Source organism: Serratia marcescens (genome assembly GCF_001902635.1).
Taxonomy (GTDB): domain Bacteria; phylum Pseudomonadota; class Gammaproteobacteria; order Enterobacterales; family Enterobacteriaceae; genus Serratia; species Serratia marcescens_F.
Window position 1 is genome coordinate 41940 of record NZ_MJAO01000016.1, and the last position, 16688, is coordinate 58627.

18 protein-coding genes are annotated in these 16688 nt (G+C 61.5%); 13 read left to right on the top strand and 5 right to left on the bottom strand.

From position 1 onward, the window contains the following. The first annotated feature begins 88 nt into the window (after positions 1-88). On the top strand, positions 89-1054 hold the full coding sequence (locus BHU62_RS16465) for a quinone oxidoreductase family protein (RefSeq protein WP_073532962.1): 966 nt from the start codon (positions 89-91) through the stop codon (positions 1052-1054). Between the two features lie 10 nt (positions 1055-1064). Here BHU62_RS16465 and BHU62_RS16470 read toward each other — a convergent pair whose 3' ends face one another. Genes BHU62_RS16470 through BHU62_RS16480 form a run of 3 tightly spaced genes read right to left on the bottom strand, consistent with a single transcriptional unit; the run spans position 1065 to position 3674 of the window. Further along, positions 1065-1592, bottom strand: coding sequence for a GNAT family N-acetyltransferase (locus BHU62_RS16470; RefSeq protein WP_236720685.1), 528 nt, complete (start codon positions 1590-1592; stop codon positions 1065-1067). Further along, the gene (locus BHU62_RS16475; RefSeq protein WP_073532964.1) at positions 1592-3010 is read right to left on the bottom strand and encodes an ATP-binding protein; all 1419 of its coding nucleotides are present in this window, start codon (positions 3008-3010) and stop codon (positions 1592-1594) included. Before BHU62_RS16475 ends, BHU62_RS16470 begins: the two co-directional genes overlap by 1 nt. Positions 3011-3014: 4 nt before the next feature. Further along, positions 3015-3674, bottom strand: a complete 660-nt coding sequence (locus tag BHU62_RS16480) for a response regulator (protein WP_073532965.1) — start codon at positions 3672-3674, stop codon at positions 3015-3017. Positions 3675-3863: 189 nt separating this feature from the next. On the opposite strand from BHU62_RS16480, the gene BHU62_RS16485 reads away from it, so the two are divergent. The 10 genes from BHU62_RS16485 to rbsK all read left to right on the top strand — a co-directional run bounded on the left by BHU62_RS16485 (position 3864) and on the right by rbsK (position 13233). Further along, on the top strand, positions 3864-4097 hold the full coding sequence (locus BHU62_RS16485; protein WP_073532966.1) for a hypothetical protein: 234 nt from the start codon (positions 3864-3866) through the stop codon (positions 4095-4097). A gap of 95 nt (positions 4098-4192) precedes the next feature. Next, on the top strand, positions 4193-4939 hold the full coding sequence (locus BHU62_RS16490; RefSeq protein ID WP_073532967.1) for an SDR family oxidoreductase: 747 nt from the start codon (positions 4193-4195) through the stop codon (positions 4937-4939). Positions 4940-5293: 354 nt separating this feature from the next. Beyond that, positions 5294-6112 (top strand): DeoR/GlpR family DNA-binding transcription regulator, encoded by an 819-nt coding sequence (locus BHU62_RS16495; protein WP_073532968.1) that lies wholly within the window; start codon positions 5294-5296, stop codon positions 6110-6112. A gap of 48 nt (positions 6113-6160) precedes the next feature. After that, positions 6161-7144 (top strand): substrate-binding domain-containing protein, encoded by a 984-nt coding sequence (locus BHU62_RS16500; RefSeq protein ID WP_073532969.1) that lies wholly within the window; start codon positions 6161-6163, stop codon positions 7142-7144. Between the two features lie 2 nt (positions 7145-7146). Beyond that, positions 7147-8664, top strand: coding sequence for a sugar ABC transporter ATP-binding protein (locus BHU62_RS16505; protein WP_073533035.1), 1518 nt, complete (start codon positions 7147-7149; stop codon positions 8662-8664). Beyond that, a complete protein-coding gene (locus BHU62_RS16510; protein ID WP_073532970.1) occupies positions 8657-9643 on the top strand; it encodes an ABC transporter permease in 987 nt (328 codons plus the stop codon). The genes BHU62_RS16505 and BHU62_RS16510 overlap by 8 nt, the downstream gene beginning before the upstream one ends. A gap of 10 nt (positions 9644-9653) precedes the next feature. Next, positions 9654-10688 (top strand): ABC transporter permease, encoded by a 1035-nt coding sequence (locus BHU62_RS16515; RefSeq protein ID WP_073532971.1) that lies wholly within the window; start codon positions 9654-9656, stop codon positions 10686-10688. 31 nt (positions 10689-10719) lie between these two features. After that, complete coding sequence (gene alsE, locus BHU62_RS16520; RefSeq protein ID WP_073532972.1) at positions 10720-11391, top strand: D-allulose 6-phosphate 3-epimerase; 672 nt, start codon at positions 10720-10722, stop codon at positions 11389-11391. Positions 11392-11401: 10 nt separating this feature from the next. Next, entirely contained in the window at positions 11402-12310 is a 909-nt protein-coding gene (gene alsK / locus BHU62_RS16525) for an allose kinase (protein ID WP_073532973.1), read from the top strand. After that, complete coding sequence (gene rbsK, locus BHU62_RS16530) at positions 12307-13233, top strand: ribokinase (protein WP_073532974.1); 927 nt, start codon at positions 12307-12309, stop codon at positions 13231-13233. Before alsK ends, rbsK begins: the two co-directional genes overlap by 4 nt. Positions 13234-13265: 32 nt before the next feature. Here the strand turns inward: rbsK and BHU62_RS16535 are convergent, their stop codons facing one another. Beyond that, positions 13266-13874 carry an HD domain-containing protein gene (locus BHU62_RS16535; protein WP_073532975.1) on the bottom strand — a complete coding sequence of 203 codons (609 nt, stop codon included), beginning with the start codon at positions 13872-13874 and terminating at the stop codon, positions 13266-13268. Between the two features lie 183 nt (positions 13875-14057). On the opposite strand from BHU62_RS16535, the gene trhA reads away from it, so the two are divergent. Further along, complete coding sequence (gene trhA, locus BHU62_RS16540; RefSeq protein WP_073532976.1) at positions 14058-14732, top strand: PAQR family membrane homeostasis protein TrhA; 675 nt, start codon at positions 14058-14060, stop codon at positions 14730-14732. Between the two features lie 149 nt (positions 14733-14881). After that, positions 14882-15379 (top strand): DUF2165 family protein, encoded by a 498-nt coding sequence (locus BHU62_RS16545; protein ID WP_073532977.1) that lies wholly within the window; start codon positions 14882-14884, stop codon positions 15377-15379. Positions 15380-15417: 38 nt separating this feature from the next. On the opposite strand, the gene ygfZ is transcribed toward BHU62_RS16545, so the two are convergent. After that, positions 15418-16410 (bottom strand): tRNA-modifying protein YgfZ, encoded by a 993-nt coding sequence (gene ygfZ, locus BHU62_RS16550; protein ID WP_073532978.1) that lies wholly within the window; start codon positions 16408-16410, stop codon positions 15418-15420. Positions 16411-16688: the final 278 nt, after the last annotated feature.

Consider the following 16688-nt stretch of genomic DNA (forward strand, 5'->3'; position numbering starts at 1 on the left):
TTCGGGGGACACCGCATCATGCGGTGTCCCTTTTTATTTTATTGCGGCCTATTCTTTCCTGTACGTTCCCACGATTTGAGGAGTCACCATGCAAGCGGCAATCGTAACAGCGCTGGGGCAAGCCCCGGTTTTCGGCACCTTTGAGGAGCCCCAGGCGCAGGCGAATGAAGTGTTGATCGACGTTCTGGCGGCCGGCATCAAACAGCTGGATCGCGCCACCGTCGCCGGCACCCATTACTCCAGCCCGAAGCAATTGCCGATCGTGCCCGGCACCGATGGCGTGGGCCGTACGGCGGACGGGAAACGGGTGTATTTCGCCTCCTTCCGTCGCCCTTACGGCGCGATGGCCGAGCGCAGCGTCGCGTCATGGACGGTGCCGGTGCCGGAAGTGGTGGACGACGCGACGGCGGCGGCGCTGATCAATCCAGCCTTCGCCGCCTGGCTGCCGTTGCGCTGGCGGGCGGATCTGCAGCCTGGTGAAACGGTGCTGATCATCGGCGCCACAGGCACTTCGGGCAAGCTGGCGGTCGCGGCGGCGCGTCAGGCGGGGGCCGGGCGCATCGTTGCCGCCGGCCGTCGGCTGAGCGTGCTGGAGGCGTTGGGCGTGGATGCCACGGTGGATCTGAGCCTGCAGGGCGAGGCGCTGACGCAGGCTTTCGCTGCGGCGGCGGGGCCGGGCGGTTATCAGGTGATCGTCGACTATATCTGGGGCCCGGCGACCGAAGCGCTGCTCGCGACGCTCAACAACCACGATCTCTCGTCTTACGCCGGCGGGCGCGGCATTCGCCTGGTCAACGTCGGCTCGATGGCCGCGTCGGACATCCGGCTGCCGGCGGCGGTGTTGCGCAGCAATCAGCTGCAGATCCTCGGCAGCGGTACCGGCAACTTCCCGCCGATCCCGGAGATGCAGCGCTACGCGACCGAGATTTTGGCGCTGGCGGCGACGGGAGCGCTCACTATCGAGACGCAGGAGCATGCGCTGGCGGAGATCGCCGAGGTGTGGGATCTGAACAAGAAAAGCGACGTGCGTTCGGTGATACGCATCTCCCGTTAAGTTCCGGCCGCTAGCGGCAAGGGCAGACCAGGTGAATGTCCTCCGGCTCACGGGCGAACAGCTCGGCATCCGGGTGTTCGATGAGCCGGCACCCTTGCGCCAGATAGAAGTCTACGGTGCTTTTGTTGGGGATGGAGGAGACGTACAGCCCGGCAGCGCCTTCTTGCGCCGCCTGGCGCAGGCAGAGTTGAAACAGCTGCTTGCCTAACCCCTGGCCGCGTTTGTGCGCGCTGACGTAAAAGAACAGCAGCTGGCGCAGATTCCGCTGCGGGCCGCGCAGTTCGGTGTCCAGCGCCGCCGCCGCCACGATCTCCTCGCCTTCGAACAGCGCGAAGAACGCGCCGCCGCGGTCGAAGCATGCTTCGTGGATCGGCGTATAGGTTTCCCGATCGTGCGGATCCCAGCCGCGTACATCGTAGTACTCCGCATAGGGCTGCAGCTTACCGTCCTGCAGGCGATACAGGGTGTCGATGATTTCGCTGCGGTCGATATCCCATAACCGGTCGAGTTGCTGCCGTTGCAGCAGAACAGGGGCGATCATGGTCGTTGTTCACTCTCAGCCTGTGGCCGGTAACTTTCCGGCAAATCGATGATGAAGCCGATGCCGCGATCGTCGAGGCCTTCGGTGACGCGCAGCTGTGCGCCGATTTTGTCGGCCAGGTTTCGGGCGATGGCCAATCCGAGCCCGCTGCCGGTTTGCTGCGTGCCAGGCACGCGGTAAAAGCGTTCAAACAGGCGGGAATGGTGTTCTTCGCTCACTCCGGGGCCGTTGTCGCGCAGCGTAATATAGCAGCCGAGCGGCGCCAGCGAACGGATATTGGCTTCGATGCGGCTGCCGGGCGGCGCGTACTTGAGCGCGTTATCCAGCAGGTTGGTGAAGATGGCGATCAGCGCATGGCGATCGGTGTTTATCACCACGTCCTCGCTGCCGTCGAGCGAGAGCTCCACATCCTTCTCCAGCGCGTAAGGGACGTGCTGCGCGATGCATTTGCCGATCTCGGCGTAGATGTCCACCGCCTCAATTTTCAGCGGGAAATCCTCCGCCTCCAGCTTGGCCAGGTTGATCAGCTGGCGTGATAGCGACGCCGCGCGATCTAGCCCCTGCTGCATGTCGCCGATGATTTCCCGACGCTCCTGCTGCTCGGTGACCTGGGTCAGCAGATGCAGCTGCGCCAGCACGGCGGCGATCGGCGTGCGCAGTTCGTGTGCCGCATCGGCCATAAAGCGTTTCTCGCGCTGATTGGCGGCGTCGATGCGCGCCATCAGCTTGTTGACCTCCATCACCACCGGCCGGATTTCCTGATACTGCTCGCTGACGTTGATCGGCGACAGGTTGCCCGGCTGGCGATCGGAAATGGTGCGGGCGATCTGGCGCAGCGGCCGCAGGCTGAAGTAGGCGGTAAACAGCAAGGTGATGATGATGGCCGCCAGAATGCCCAACAGCGGTACGGCGGTGCTTTCCGCCGGATTGCCGAATATCGTGGTGCGATCGTGGAACGACTCGCCGACGATCACCCGGTACTGGCGCTTTTCGCTCCAGCTGCCGGCAAGGTGCCAGTTGGCGCCGGCGTAATTGACGGAGCCGGACAGCACCGTAGGCGGCAGGCGTAGCGGCTCTCCCTGCGTTTGCGAACAGTAAAGCACCTGGTTATCCCGATCGTAAACGACGAACAGCGGGTGATAGTCGAATTGGTCATGCATGCCATTATTGATGGAATCAATGTACATGCTTTCGATGGTTTTGATGATACCGCGGTAATCGATATTATCGGTGCCGGTTTCATCGAGAATATTGGCGATACCCACGGCGACGATGCGTTGCTGGTTATCGAAATATTTTTCCATGTCGGGGTAATACCAATATTTCACCCAGGCGACGAGGATCCCCCACAATAATAAAATGGCCAGGACTTGGAAAATAATGGTGCGCATAAAGAAGGATTTGAAACCGATCATCCTGCTACTCTTTCTTCAGCAAATAGCCAATGCCGCGTACGGTAATAATTCTTTCTTTACCGATCTTGCGCCGTAAATTATGCATGTGCACTTCCAGCGAGTTGCTTTCCACGCTGTCGCCGTGGCCGAACAGCCGCTGTTCCAACACCGCTTTGCGCACCACAGTGCCGGCGCAGCGCATCAGCTCGTGCAGCAGGTGATACTCTTTTTTCGATAGCATCAGCAGTGCGTTATCCAGTGTCACCTGATGGTTGACCGGGTCGAGATACAGCGTGCCGAGGCTCCAGGTTTGCGAAGCGAAGCCCGCCATGCGCCGGTTGACCGCTTTGACGCGCGAGATGAGTTCGGGCAGCGCAAAGGGTTTGGCCAGGAAGTCGTCTGCACCGGAGTCCAGGCTGTTCACCAGGCTTTCGATGCGGTCGCGGGCGGTCAGGATGATGATGGGAATATTTTGCCCGGCGGTGCGCCAGGCGATCAGCTTCTGCAAACCGTCGCCGTCCGGCAACGTGAGATCCAACAGCATCAAATCGAACCCGCCGGGTGGAAGTTTATTTTCCGCGTCCGCGAGCAGGCGCACCCAGCACAAGTTAAAGCCGGCCAGCTCCAATGCGCGGCACAGCGCCTTGCCTAATTGCAGGTCGTCTTCCACCAACAGTATGTTCACGTTTGTTCCGCTGAGATCTTCGAGTCGCGATTATCTAACTATAACCCTGCCGGGAAGACAACGGGGAAACCCACTTTGCCTGCACGTTCTTAAGCAAACCTTAATCTGGCTTTAATCTCGCGTTAAGGGAGCACGGGGGAATTTCAGTTATTTTGCTGCCATTCGATATCACAACAGAGGGAGCGAAACATGCAGACTGACGGTTCCCCGCTTGCGGGCTCCTCGCGGCGGTTGATGTATTCAGGCGTGGCGGCGCTGCTCATTCTGTTGATGCTGTCTTTTCGCGGCGATGCCCAGAGCCATAACCATAGCGACCTGCATGCTGCCGGCTTGCAGCGGGGGCATCAGATGACGGCGCCGGACGCTTGCGGCTGCGTCAAAGCGCGCATTAAAAAGCAGCTGCGCCGCTTGGCTCAGCTTTGAAGCGTTTTTTAGGGCGCCATTCTATACTCTGGCTGGCAAACGGGGCGCCTGCGCGCAGGCCGCTATGTTGACATCGCCAACCAGAGAAAAACAGTATGACAAAAGTGGCATTGGTTACAGGTGCGGGCCGGGGGATTGGCCGTGCGACCGCCTTGTTGCTGGCCCGGCAGGGCTATGCGGTGGGTGTGAATTACCTGCGCGACGAAAGTGCGGCGCGGCAGGTGGTGGCGGAGATTGAGGCGCAGGGCGGCAAAGCGCTGGCGTTGCAGGCTGACGTGGCCGACGAAACGCAGGTGATGGCGATGTTCGCCGCGCTGGATGCCGGGCTGGGCACGCTCGACGCGCTGGTCAACAATGCCGGGATTCTGTTCCAGCAGGCGAGCATTGAGCAGTTGACCGCCGAGCGCATCAATCAGGTGCTGAGCACCAACGTTACCGGGTACTTCCTGTGCTGCCGCGAGGCGGTGAAGCGCATGGCGCTGCGCCACGGCGGGCAGGGTGGCGCCATCGTCAACGTTTCCTCCGCGGCGTCCCGGTTGGGGGCGGCGGGGGAGTACGTCGATTACGCCGCCTCGAAAGGCGCCGTCGATACCCTGACCATCGGGTTATCGCGGGAAGTGGCGGCGCAGGGTATCCGCGTCAACGGCGTGCGGCCCGGATTCATCTATACCGAGATGCACGCCAGCGGCGGCGAACCCGGCCGGGTGGATCGCGTCAAGGACAGCTTGCCGATGCAGCGCGGCGGGCAGCCGCAGGAAGTAGCGGAGGTGATCGCCTGGTTGTTGTCTGACGCTGCGTCTTACGTGACCGGCACTTTTATCGAGGCCGCAGGCGGGCGTTGAACGCATGAGGGGTTTTTGACATCCCGTCGTGCGGAGTGTATTGCCTACCAGCATTAGCCGCCGCTCGGCAGCGTTCGGTCAAAACCACAATAACGGTCATTAACGGTCATGTTGCGGAACGTGGAATTGTGACCGTTTACCGTTTCTTTCCTGTCTGTCTAAGACGCACACACATCATAACTGCCTGTTACTCCACACTTTCGTAATTATTCATTTCATTTCCTTCCCGATTTTTTTGACAACTATCACACCGCCATCGTTGACCGATCGCGGGGCGATGCGCTTTGCGTCTGCGCGCAAAACGCGGCGCAGCAAATCGATATCGTAATCATCGTCCTGGAGGAGAAAAGAAACATGCTGCCTGTAGAACGTCATCGCTTTATCACCGAAGTCTTGAGCCAGCGCGGCCGCGTGATGGTGCAGGAGGTGGCGCAGCTGTGCCACATCTCTATCGAGACGGCGCGGCGTGATCTGGCCTTGCTTGAACGGCGCGGCCTGCTGTTGCGCAGCCACGGCGGCGCGGTGTTCGTCGAGCTGCCGGCGGTGGAGAAAACCTATGTGCCCGCCGAGATAGACCAGGGGGAATCTTTCCGCCAACGCAGCAACGAGGCACCGGAGCAGAAGACGCGCATCGCTAAACGCGCGCTGGAATTTATCGCGCCGGGGGATTGCCTGTTGCTGGACAGTAGCTCCACCAGCTGGTTTTTGGCGCGCCAGCTGCCGGATATCTCGCTGGTGGTGCTGACCAACTCGCTGCACATCATCCAGACGCTGGCCTGTAAGGCCAACGTGCGCACCATCGGGCTGGGGGGCGAATATTCCGCCAAGTACGAGGATTTCATCGGCGTATTGGCGGAGCAGATGCTGAAGGAGTTCGTGATCAACAAGCTGTTCTTTTCCTGCCACGGTATCTGCCAGGACGGCGGCATTCGCGAAAGCAACGAGCACCATGCGCGGCTGAAGCAGCAGATGCTGTTGGCGTCGGAACGCAAATTCCTGCTGGTGGACAGCAACAAGTTCGGCCGCCGCTCGTTCGCGCGTATCTGTCATTACCGGGAGATAGACACCCTGATCACCGATCGGCTCAGCGACGACGAGTTTCGTCAGGAACTGGCCTGGAACAACGTCGACGTGATCGAAGTTTCACCCGCCGCGAAAAGGGCGGCGCGATAACAACAACGAAAAACCTTTATTACAGCCAACATTTGTGGAGAGAGAACAATGAAAAAATCCGTACTGGTCGGTCTGTTTGCCTCGCTGCTGCTGTCGATCTCCGCGCAGGCGGCGGACAAGCTAAAAATGGGCGTGGTGGTGAAGATCGGCGGCATTCCGTGGTTCAACGCCATGGAGGCCGGTATCAAAAGTGAGAGCGCCAAACGTGGCATCGACGCCTGGATGGTCGGGCCGACGGCGGCGGATCCGGCGTTGCAGGTGCGCGCCATCGAAGATCTGATCGCGCAGAAGGTGGACATCATCGGCGTGGTGCCCAACGACGCCCGGGTGCTAGAGCCGGTGCTCAAGCGAGCGCAGGAAGCGGGTATCAAGGTGATCGTGCACGAATCCCCCGGCCAAAAGTACGCCGACTGGGACTTTGAGCTGGTGGACGCCTCGCAACACGGGGTCAACCACATGAAAGCGCTGGCCGCCTGCATGAAAGAGCAGGGCAAATACGCGGTGTACGTCGGCAGCCTGACGGTGCCGCTGCACATCACCTGGTCGGACTCGGCCATCAACTATCAGAAGCAGCACTACCCGAATATGCAGCTGGTGGGCGACAAGTTCGGCGTGGGTGAATCGCTGGATGACAGCGTGCGCACCACCAACGATCTGATGGCCAAATATCCCGATCTGAAAGGCGTGCTGGCGTTCGGTTCGCAGGGGCCGATCGGCGCTGGGCGCGCGGTGCTCAACCGCGGAAAAAGCAGCGATATCTGCGTCGTCGGGCCGTTCAGCCCAGGCCAGGGCGCTTCGCTGGTCAACCGTGGCGCCATCAAGGGAGGCTATATCTGGAACCCGATGGTGGCCGGCGAAGTGTTCGTGCGCATCGCCGACATGATGCACAAGGGAGAAAAAATCACCGACGGCATGACCATCGAAGGCATGGGCAAGGTGCAGGTGGATGCGCAGCAGCACACCATTCTCGGCAACGCTACCGAAAGCCTGGATAAGCAAAATCTGCCGAAGTTGGTGAAGATGGGGTTGTGATCATGGCGATTTCCGGCAATACGGCCACGCAGGGCGCGCCGCTGATCGCGCTGCAACAGCTGTCGATGACCTTTGGCGGGCAGCGTGCGCTGAACGCTATCTCGCTGGCGCTGATGCCGGGGGAAGTGCACTGCCTGGCGGGCACCAACGGCTGTGGCAAAAGCACGTTGATCAAGGCGATTGCCGGTGTGTATCAACCGGATGACGGCAGCCGCATTACCATCGATGGGCAAACCTTCGGCCGGCTGTCGCCGGATCAGGCACGCGCCTTTGGCATTCAGGTGATCTATCAGGATCTGTCGCTGTTTCCCAACCTGACGGTGGCGGAAAACATCGCCTTCGAGCACAACCTGCGCGGGCTGCTGGGTTGGTATCGCCCGGCGCGGCTGCGGCGCACCGCCGAGCGTCTGCTGCAGACGCTGAGTTTCCATCTGGATCTCGACAAACGGGTGGCGGAACTGCCGATCGCCCAGCGCCAGCAGGTGGCGATCTGCCGCGCGCTGGTGGCGGAGGCGCGGCTGGTGATCATGGATGAGCCGACCGCTTCGCTGACGCGCACCGAGGTCAATCAGCTGCTGCGCACGGTGGGTTATCTGAAAGCGCAGGGCATCTGCGTGGTGTTCGTCAGCCACCGTTTGGATGAAGTGCTGGAGATCTCGGATCGCGTCACGGTGATCCGCGACGGCAACAAGATCGGTACCTGGCCGGCGGCGGAGATCACCGGCGATCGTCTGACCGAACTGATGACCGGTCTGAAGCTGGACTATCGTCTGAAGCCACCCAGCATGAATAAGGATCGGGTGATGCTGGAGGCGGATCGCCTCAGCCGCGTCGGGCAGTATCAGGACGTGAGCTTCCGGCTGCATCAGGGCGAGGTGCTCGGGCTGTGCGGGTTGCTCGGCTCCGGGCGCACCGAGTTGGCGCTGAGCCTGTTCGGCATGACCCGGCCGGACAGCGGCAAGCTCTATCTCGACAGCAAACCGGTGCGCTTTCGCGGCCATGAGGACGCGATCAAGGCCGGCATTGGCTACGTTTCGGAGGATCGCCTGACGCTGGGCCTGGTGCAGCAACAGTCGGTGGCGGACAACGCCGTGCTGACCATTCTCGACAAGCTGCGCGGGCGTTTTCGCCTGCTTGACGACGACCGCAAGAATCGCATCGTCGCGGAGTGGATCGCCAAACTCGGCGTGCGGGTGGCGGATCCGGAGCAGGCGGTTTCGACGTTGTCCGGCGGCAATCAGCAAAAGATCGTGCTGGCCAAGTGGGTGCTGACCCAGCCGCGGATCCTGATCCTCGACTCGCCGACCGTCGGCGTCGACGTCGGTGCCAAGGCCGGCATCTACCAATTGATCCATCGGCTGGCGCAGGAGGGGATCGCCATTTTGCTGATCTCCGACGAGGTGCCGGAGGTGTATTACAACTGCGATCGGGTGTTGCACTTCAGCGGCGGCAGCGTGATCGGCGAATACCTGCCGGGGCAGGTGAGCCAGCAGCAGCTGGCGGAGGCGGTCAATGCGTAGATTCAGTCTGAAACCGCGCGGTAACGAAGGCTACCTGGCCTGGGTACTGCTGCTGACGGTCATCGTCTTTTCGCTGATGAGCGATCAGTTTTTGACGGTGCAGAACCTGCTCGATCTCAGCGAAAGCTACGCGGTGAGCGGCATTTTCGCCCTCGGCCTGTTCGTGGTGCTGGTGACCGGCGGCATCGATATCTCCTTCGCTGCGGTGGCCTCGGTGGTGCAGTACCTGATCGCCACGCTGGCGACCCACTACGGCCTGGCCAGCCCGGCGGGCAGCATTCTGCTGGCGTTGGCGATCGGTGCCGCGCTGGGCATGGTCAACGCGCTGCTGATCTACTGCCTGCGTATCGTCTCGATCATCGTCACCATCAGCATGCAGGCGTTGTTGTTCGGCATGCTGATGTGGCTGACCAACGGCCGCAGTGTGTACGCATTGCCGGACTGGTGGACGTTGCCGCGCAGCGTGCTGCCGTTCCAGCTGGGTGAACAGAGCTATCAGCTCGGTTTGCCGACGCTGGTGATGCTGGCGGTGGCGCTGCTGACCTGGCTGCTGCTGAACAAGACGCACCTCGGGCGCCAGCTGTTTGCCGTCGGTGGCGATGCGGAATCGGCGCGGCGTATCGGCATTCGCGTCGGCCTGCTGCATCTGTTCGCCTATGGCTATCTGGGCGCGATGGCGGCAATCGGCGGCCTGGTGCAGGTGTACCGCATGGGGGAAGTGGTGCCCAACGCGCTGGTGGGCGGCGAGCTCGACGTGCTGGCGGCGGCGGTGCTGGGGGGCGCCAGCCTGAACGGCGGCAAGGGCAGCGTGGCCGGTACGCTGATGGGCGTATTCCTGATCGGCGTGCTGAAAAACGGTCTCAACCTGATCGGCGTGTCCAGCTACTTCATGAACGTGGTGATCGGCTTGGTGATCGTCGCGGCGATTACCGTCACCCACTACAAGAAACGCAAAGAAACCGACGTCGGTTTCGCCTGAGGAGCGCTTGATGGGCAACTACCAGAAATTTCGTCCGGACGGCACCGCCGTCGGTCTGTTGGCGCTGCTGCTGGCGGTGGTGCTGGCCTTCAGCCTGCTAATGCCGGGGCGCTTCTTCAGCGGTACCACCTTCACCAGCGTGGCGTTTCAACTGCCGGAGTTGGGTCTGCTGACCCTGGCAATGTTCATTCCGATCCTCAGCGGCGGCCTGAACCTGTGCATTATCGCCAGCGCCAACCTGACCAGCCTGCTGATGGCCTGGCTGTTCATCAGCTATTTGCCGCCGGACGCCGGGCTGGGGCTGCAGGCGCTGTGGCTGGCGTTGGCGCTGGCGGCGGCGATGCTGCTGGCCGTGATGATCGGCGCGGCGACCGGCGCGCTGGTGGCCTACGTCGGCGCGCACCCGATTCTGGTGACGCTGGCGACCATGACCACGGTCAACGGCATCGGCATCTACCTGACGCGCGGCGCGGCCCTGAGTGGCATGCCGGAAATCGTGCGGTTTATCGGCGCCGAACGCGTGCTGGGCATGCCGGTACCGTTGCTGATCTTTCTGGCGGTCGCCGCGCTGCTGGCGCTGTTCTTGCAGAAAACCCGGCTCGGCAAATGCATCTACATGAGCGGCAGCAACATCAACGCCACCCACTTCAGCGGCGTGAATACCCACCGGGTGCTGATCGCCATTTACACCCTCTCCAGCCTGCTGTGCGTGATCGCCGGGCTGGTGATGATGGCGCGCTTCAACTCGGCGCGCATGGGCTACGGCGACTCTTATCTGCTGCTCACGGTGCTGGCGATCATTCTGGGCGGCACCGATCCGTTCGGCGGTTTCGGCCGGGTCAGCGGCGTAGTGCTGGCGCTGGTGGTGCTGCAGGTGATCGCCACCGGTTTGAACCTGATGAACGTCAGCCCGCATTTCAGTCTGGCGATGTGGGGCGCGGTGCTGATCGCGGTGCTGGCGCTGAAATTTTTCCGCCATCGCTATCGGCAGCGGCGGGCGATGCGCCGCAGCGCGGCCCAGGCCAGAGCCGCGGCGGGCCACTGATCCTTTTTCCCTTTTGCGCAGGATAACGCGAATGAAATACCAGATTTCACCTTCACTGATGTGCATGAACCTGATGGATATCCGGCAGCAATTGGCGGTGTTGAATCGCCGCGCCGATATGTTGCATATCGACATCATGGACGGGCACTACGTCAAAAACATCACGCTGTCGCCGTTCTTTATCGAACAGATCCGCCCGCATACCTCGTTGCTGCTGGACGTGCATCTGATGGTGGAGAACCCGACCGATTTTATCGACCCGATCGCCCGCGCCGGCGCGGACTTTATCTGCCCGCATGCCGAAACCATCAACCGCGACGCGTTCCGGGTGATCAACCAGATCCGCGCGCTGGGTAAAAAAGTGGGGGTGGTGCTGAACCCGGCCACGCCGGTGGAGTTTATCCGCCACTATCTCCATCTGCTCGACAAGATCACCGTGATGACCGTCGATCCGGGCTATGCCGGGCAGCCGTTCATTCCCGAAATGCTGGAAAAGATCCGCCAGTTGCGCGATCTGAAAAGTCAACAAAACCTGAGCTATCTGATCGAGATCGACGGATCCTGCAATCAGCGCACCTATCGCGATCTGATGGGCGCCGGCGCGGAAGTGTTGATCGTCGGCAGCTCCGGGCTGTTCAACCTCGATCCGGATCTGGAGACGGCATGGGAAAAAATGCTGGACCAGATGCGGCAGGCGGCCTGAGGCGGGGGACATGATGCGGCATTTTCTTGGCGTTGACGTCGGCGGCACCAATACTCGCCTGCTGTTGATGGATGAAGAGGGCGAGTTCAGCGGCTACCGCAAGATAGCGACCGCCGGCTGGGCGCAGCAGGCCGATCCGCTGGCGGCGTTGGGCCGCCTGATCGCCGGGCATTGCAAGGATCGTCAGGTGGCGCAGGTGATGCTCGGGCTGCCGGGGATCCTCAGCCGCGATCGCTCGCGGGTGTTGTCGCTGCCGTTCATTCCGGCGCTGGACACTCAGCCGGTGGCGGCGCTGTTGACCGATTTGCTGGCGCTGCCGGTGCAGATGGATAAAGACGTCAATCACCTGCTGTGGTGGGATTTGCACCAGCTGCCGGCGCTGCCGCAGGTGGCGGTGGGGCTGTATCTGGGCACCGGTATGGGTAACAGCCTGTGGCTGAACGGCGATTTTTACCACGGTGCGCACGGCGCCGCCGGCGAGCTGGGGCACATTCCCTGGCCAGGTCATCAGGGCGAGTGCCCGTGCGGCAAACGGGGCTGCGTCGAGAGCCTGACCTCCGGCCATTGGCTGACCGGCTGGGCGCGCGCCAACGCGGCGCAAACGCCGTTCGAACGGCTGTTCGAACGCCACGGCGATCATCCGGATCTGCGGTGCTTCGTCGAACGACTGGCGCAGACCATCGCCTTCGAAATGAACGTGCTCGATCCACAGCGGCTGATCCTGGGCGGCGGCGTGATCGCCATGACCGGTTTTCCGTTGGCGCACCTTGAGCAAGAGATCCGCCGCCATCTACGCGGGCCGCAGCCGGCGCAGGGGTTGGCGATCTCCGTCAGCCGCCTGACCGATGAAACCGGCAGCAAAGGCGCCTGTTTGGCCGCCCGGCGCCATCTCCAATTGAGCAGGGAGTACCCGCAATGAAAGGCAAAGTCTGTGTGTTCGGTTCGTTCAACCTGGATATTGTCGCCGGCATGGCGCGCTTTCCGCAGCCCGGCGAATCGCTGATCGCCCGCAACAGCATGATGGGGGCGGGCGGCAAGGGGGCCAACCAGGCCACCGCCGCGCTGCGCGCCGGGGCGCGGGTACACTATATCGGCAAGGTGGGGCGCGACGATTTCGGCACCTTTGCCCGGCGCCACCTCGCCGCCGCCGGTTTCGATGCGGTGACGCTGTTTTCCACCGGCGATTGCCCGACCGGCAATGCGCTTATCTACGTCGCCGGGGAGGATGCGGAGAACATGATCGCCGTCGATCCCGGCGCCAACCTGACGGTCAGTGAGGACGAGGTGCGCCAGTGCCGGCCGGCGATCGCCGCTGCGGATATTCTGTTGACCCAGTTGGAGAACAACCTGCCGGCGATCGAGCAGGTGATCGCCATCGCCCGCGAGGCGCGGACGTTCATCATTCTCAACCCGGCGCCGTTTCAGCCGGTGCCGGACAGCCTGTTGGCGCAGGTCGATCTGCTGACGCCCAACGCCACCGAGTGTACGTTGCTGACCGGTGTACCGGTGCGGGATGTGGCTTCGGCGCGCCAGGCGGCGCAGGTGCTGCATGCCAAAGGCATTCGCTTGCTGATCGTGACCTTGGGCACGCAGGGGGCGTTGTTCTCGGACGGGGAAAACAGCGAGCTGATCCCGGCGTTTCCAGCGCAGCCGCAAGACACCACCGGCGCGGGCGATGCGTTTAACGGCGCCCTAGCGGCGCAGCTGGCGAATCAGGTGCCGTTAGCCGATGCGGTGCGCTTCGCCGCCGCCTATGCGGCGGTCTGCGTGGAGCGCGCCGGGGCGGCGGGGTCGATGCCGAGCTATGAGGAGGCGCTGGAACGCCAGCGGGCGTTCGCTTGACGTTGAAGGGCTGCGGCGGCAGCCCGGTTCACTTACTTCAACCAGCCTTTGCGCTGCGCGTCCCGCAGATGTTGCTCCATGTGGCGCCACAGCTCGGGGTGCACGTCGGCGATCGTCGCATTGCGCGACAGCACCTGTTCCAGGCTGATGCCATTTTCTACCCAGCTCTGGCCTTCGTTGTGCAGATTCATCAGCATCGGCATGGTGCGATCCAGCAGCAAAGCGAAGCGCGCATCGGCGCTTTCGCCATCTTCATATTCCTGCCATAAAGCGGTGAAATACTCGCGCTGAGCCTCCGGCAACATGCCGAACAGACGGCGCGCCGCCGCCACTTCCTGATCGTGGATCGCCGCGCGGGCCGCCAGATCGTAGACCAGCACGTCGCCGGCGTCGATTTCCACGATGTCATGCAGCAGCGCCATCTGGATCACGCGCTGAATGTCTACGTCATCACCGGCGTAGGGCGCCAGGCTCATGGCGGCAATGGCGAAGTGCCAACTGTGTTCGGCGGAGTTTTCCTGGCGCTGGGTACCCAGCACTTTGGTGCGGCGTTGCACACCTTTCAACTTATCGATTTCCATCAGGAACTGGACGACCTGGGTCATTGAGCCGAAATCTAACGCGGGTACAGCGGATGACATGGTGTAAACCTCAAGGTGGGTGGGTTGAAGCCTGACGATTGTAGACCAGCGGACGGGGGATTTCGATGGTTACACGCGTTCACATTTTTATTTTAGCGTACACGTGTACACTGGAATTATTCTCAGTTAAGCTGCTTTGCGTTAATTTCGAACAAAGCAGGGCATTTTGAGGGGTTACGCGTTATGGGGAAAACGGACGGAGTGAGAACCGGGAGCGGTAAGAGGGTCGCCGCCGCTTATCCGTGGGCGGAAGAGATCGCCAACAGCATCAGCCACGGTATCGGGCTGGTGTTCGGCATCGTCGGCCTGGTGTTGCTGCTGGTGCAGGCGGTGAATACCGGTGCCGATGCGACGGCCATCACCAGTTACAGCCTGTACGGCGGCAGTATGATCCTGCTGTTTCTCGCCTCCACGCTGTACCATGCCATTCCGCATCAGAAGGCCAAGCACTGGCTGAAAAAATTTGACCACTGCGCCATTTATCTCCTGATTGCCGGGACTTACACTCCGTTTTTGCTGGTGGGGCTGGATTCGCCGCTGGCGAAGGGCCTGATGGCGGTAATCTGGGGGTTGGCGCTGCTGGGCGTGCTGTTCAAACTGGCCTTCGCCCACCGTTTTGAAGCCTTGTCGCTGGTGACCTATCTGACGATGGGCTGGCTGTCGCTGATCGTGATTTACCAGCTGGTCACGCGGTTGGAGGCCGGCGGCGTCACGCTGCTGGCGATAGGTGGGGTGGTTTATACCTTGGGCGTGATTTTCTATGCCTCCAAACGCATCCGTTTTGGCCACGCCATTTGGCACGGCTTCGTGCTCGGTGGCAGCGCCTGCCATTTCATGGCGATCTATTTGTACGTCTAAGCTCCGCCGCTACGCCTGAATGCGTATTGAACAAGCGCTTCTTTTGTTTTAAAAAAAGAGGCGCTTGCTTCTTTCGGGTATCCAGCAAGCCCGTTCTTTCATTTCTGAGCCCGCCTAACCTTACCTTAACCTGTTCAGGACTCATCACGATGATCGTTCGCTTATCCAAAGCGCTGCTGGTCTGCGCTATCGCCTTATTCGCTTCGCTGGTGGCCTTCGGTAACATCACCGACTACGGCTCCAATTTCGCCTTCGTGCGCCACGTCTTTATGATGGACACTATTTTCCCCGACGCCACTATCGGCTACCGCGCGATACAGGCACCGTGGCTGCATCACGCCGGCTATATTTTCATCATTACGCTCGAAAGCCTGACCGCGCTGCTGTGCTGGATAGGGGGGCTGCGCCTGCTGTGCGGCCTGAAACTGCCCGCGCGCGGCTTCAACGGCCGGAAAAAGCTGGCGGTGGCGGGGTTGACGCTGGGGTTCCTCACCTGGCAGGTCGGCTTTATGTCGATCGGGGGAGAGTGGTTCGGCATGTGGATGTCGCCGCAATGGAACGGCGTGCCGAGCGCGTTTCGCTTCTTCGTCACCATCATTTTGGTGCTGATTTATCTGGTGCAGCGTGACGGGGAGTTGGACGAGTAACGAAGACGGCCGCAGGCAGGGCGCCTGCGGCCGGTGGATTATTTATCTTCGGCCAGCGAATACGGCAACGGTTTGATCGCCAACTGGCTGGCGACGTCATCGCGCACCCGCAGCTTGCTGTCGGCCTCCAGATCGTTGTTCATCACCACCTGCACCCACAGCGCGCCGTCGGCCAATTGGCTTGAGGCCAGCACGGTGCCGGTGCGACGCCAGTTTTCACCCAACTGCAACTCCAGATCTTCCCCCGCCTGCGGGGCACGGGCGGCTTTGCCTTCCAACCAGTAGAGCGCACGCTTGTTGGCGCCGCGGAATTTGGCGCGCGCCACCATCTCCTGGCCGGTATAGCAGCCTTTGCTGAAGCTGATGCCCTCCAGCGCCTGCAGGTTGGTGGCCTGCGGGATCAGCTGTGCGCTGTTGACGGTGTCGATGACCGGGTAGCCGGCTTCGATCTCCAGCGCCAGCCATTGGCCGCTGTTATTCAGTTCCGCCTGGTCATGCAGCTTGCCGACCAGCTGTTCGGCTACGACGGCGCTGGTCACCAGCAGAAAACGTTCCGCCGGTGCATTGAAGTGCAACAGCGTGGTATCGCCTTCCTGCACCACCGGGTGTTCGGCGTCCGGCAACGTGGCGAACAGGCCCGCCAACGCGGCGCGCGCCTGGAAACCGGCAACGCCCAGCAACACCGCGTCGTTATCGGCGGCGATGGTGATTTTGGAGAACACCGCGTATTTTTTGATTTCCGCCAATTGGCTGTCCAGCACGCTGCGGCGTTCCAGATAGGCGAAGCCTTCGCCACGGTGGAACAGACGCAGGTTGCTCCACATTTTGCCCTTGGCATCGCAGTGGCCGCACAGCACGTGTTGATCGGCCGCCAGCGCGTCGATGTCCGCCGTCACCTGGCCCTGGAGATATTTCACCGTGTCCGGCCCGTTCAGCGTCACCAACGCCCAATCTTCCAGCGAGATCAGCGTCAGGGGCAGATGGGTGGAAGCGGAGGGCTGACGGGGTGGGAATGGAATGTTATGCGCCATAGTAAGTTCCTGCTCAACGTTTAGCTTACCTGAAGGGTATTGAACCCATGGTAAAAGAGGCGACGGGCTTTGCAAACTGTTATTCGCACGGCGGCGGCGGGTGGCGCTTTTTTTGGCATTTTGCGCTTTATTACGTTTTCCGCAGCAAAGCGCCTTCCCGGCGAGTATGTCAAATTGTTACTCTATAGGCTTGCGGCCAGGGCACCCTTGCAGACAGATCCCCGGCTGATGGAATTATATTGCGACGGCGTTGCCATACAGTGTGTCATTTGAACCCT

Bases quoted from the DNA above. Each gene is read 5' to 3' on its own strand.
- BHU62_RS16475 (WP_073532964.1), bottom strand. From the start codon at position 3,010: ATGATCGGTTTCAAATCCTTCTTTATGCGCACCATTATTTTCCAAGTC.
- BHU62_RS16510 (WP_073532970.1), top strand. From the start codon at position 8,657: ATGCGTAGATTCAGTCTGAAACCGCGCGGTAACGAAGGCTACCTGGCC.
- BHU62_RS16500 (WP_073532969.1), top strand. From the start codon at position 6,161: ATGAAAAAATCCGTACTGGTCGGTCTGTTTGCCTCGCTGCTGCTGTCG.
- BHU62_RS16485 (WP_073532966.1), top strand. From the start codon at position 3,864: ATGCAGACTGACGGTTCCCCGCTTGCGGGCTCCTCGCGGCGGTTGATG.
- BHU62_RS16535 (WP_073532975.1), bottom strand. From the start codon at position 13,874: ATGTCATCCGCTGTACCCGCGTTAGATTTCGGCTCAATGACCCAGGTC.
- BHU62_RS16545 (WP_073532977.1), top strand. From the start codon at position 14,882: ATGATCGTTCGCTTATCCAAAGCGCTGCTGGTCTGCGCTATCGCCTTA.
- BHU62_RS16495 (WP_073532968.1), top strand. From the start codon at position 5,294: ATGCTGCCTGTAGAACGTCATCGCTTTATCACCGAAGTCTTGAGCCAG.
- BHU62_RS16490 (WP_073532967.1), top strand. From the start codon at position 4,193: ATGACAAAAGTGGCATTGGTTACAGGTGCGGGCCGGGGGATTGGCCGT.
- ygfZ (WP_073532978.1), bottom strand. From the start codon at position 16,410: ATGGCGCATAACATTCCATTCCCACCCCGTCAGCCCTCCGCTTCCACC.
- BHU62_RS16515 (WP_073532971.1), top strand. From the start codon at position 9,654: ATGGGCAACTACCAGAAATTTCGTCCGGACGGCACCGCCGTCGGTCTG.
- alsE (WP_073532972.1), top strand. From the start codon at position 10,720: ATGAAATACCAGATTTCACCTTCACTGATGTGCATGAACCTGATGGAT.
- BHU62_RS16505 (WP_073533035.1), top strand. From the start codon at position 7,147: ATGGCGATTTCCGGCAATACGGCCACGCAGGGCGCGCCGCTGATCGCG.
- rbsK (WP_073532974.1), top strand. From the start codon at position 12,307: ATGAAAGGCAAAGTCTGTGTGTTCGGTTCGTTCAACCTGGATATTGTC.
- BHU62_RS16465 (WP_073532962.1), top strand. From the start codon at position 89: ATGCAAGCGGCAATCGTAACAGCGCTGGGGCAAGCCCCGGTTTTCGGC.
- trhA (WP_073532976.1), top strand. From the start codon at position 14,058: ATGGGGAAAACGGACGGAGTGAGAACCGGGAGCGGTAAGAGGGTCGCC.
- alsK (WP_073532973.1), top strand. From the start codon at position 11,402: ATGATGCGGCATTTTCTTGGCGTTGACGTCGGCGGCACCAATACTCGC.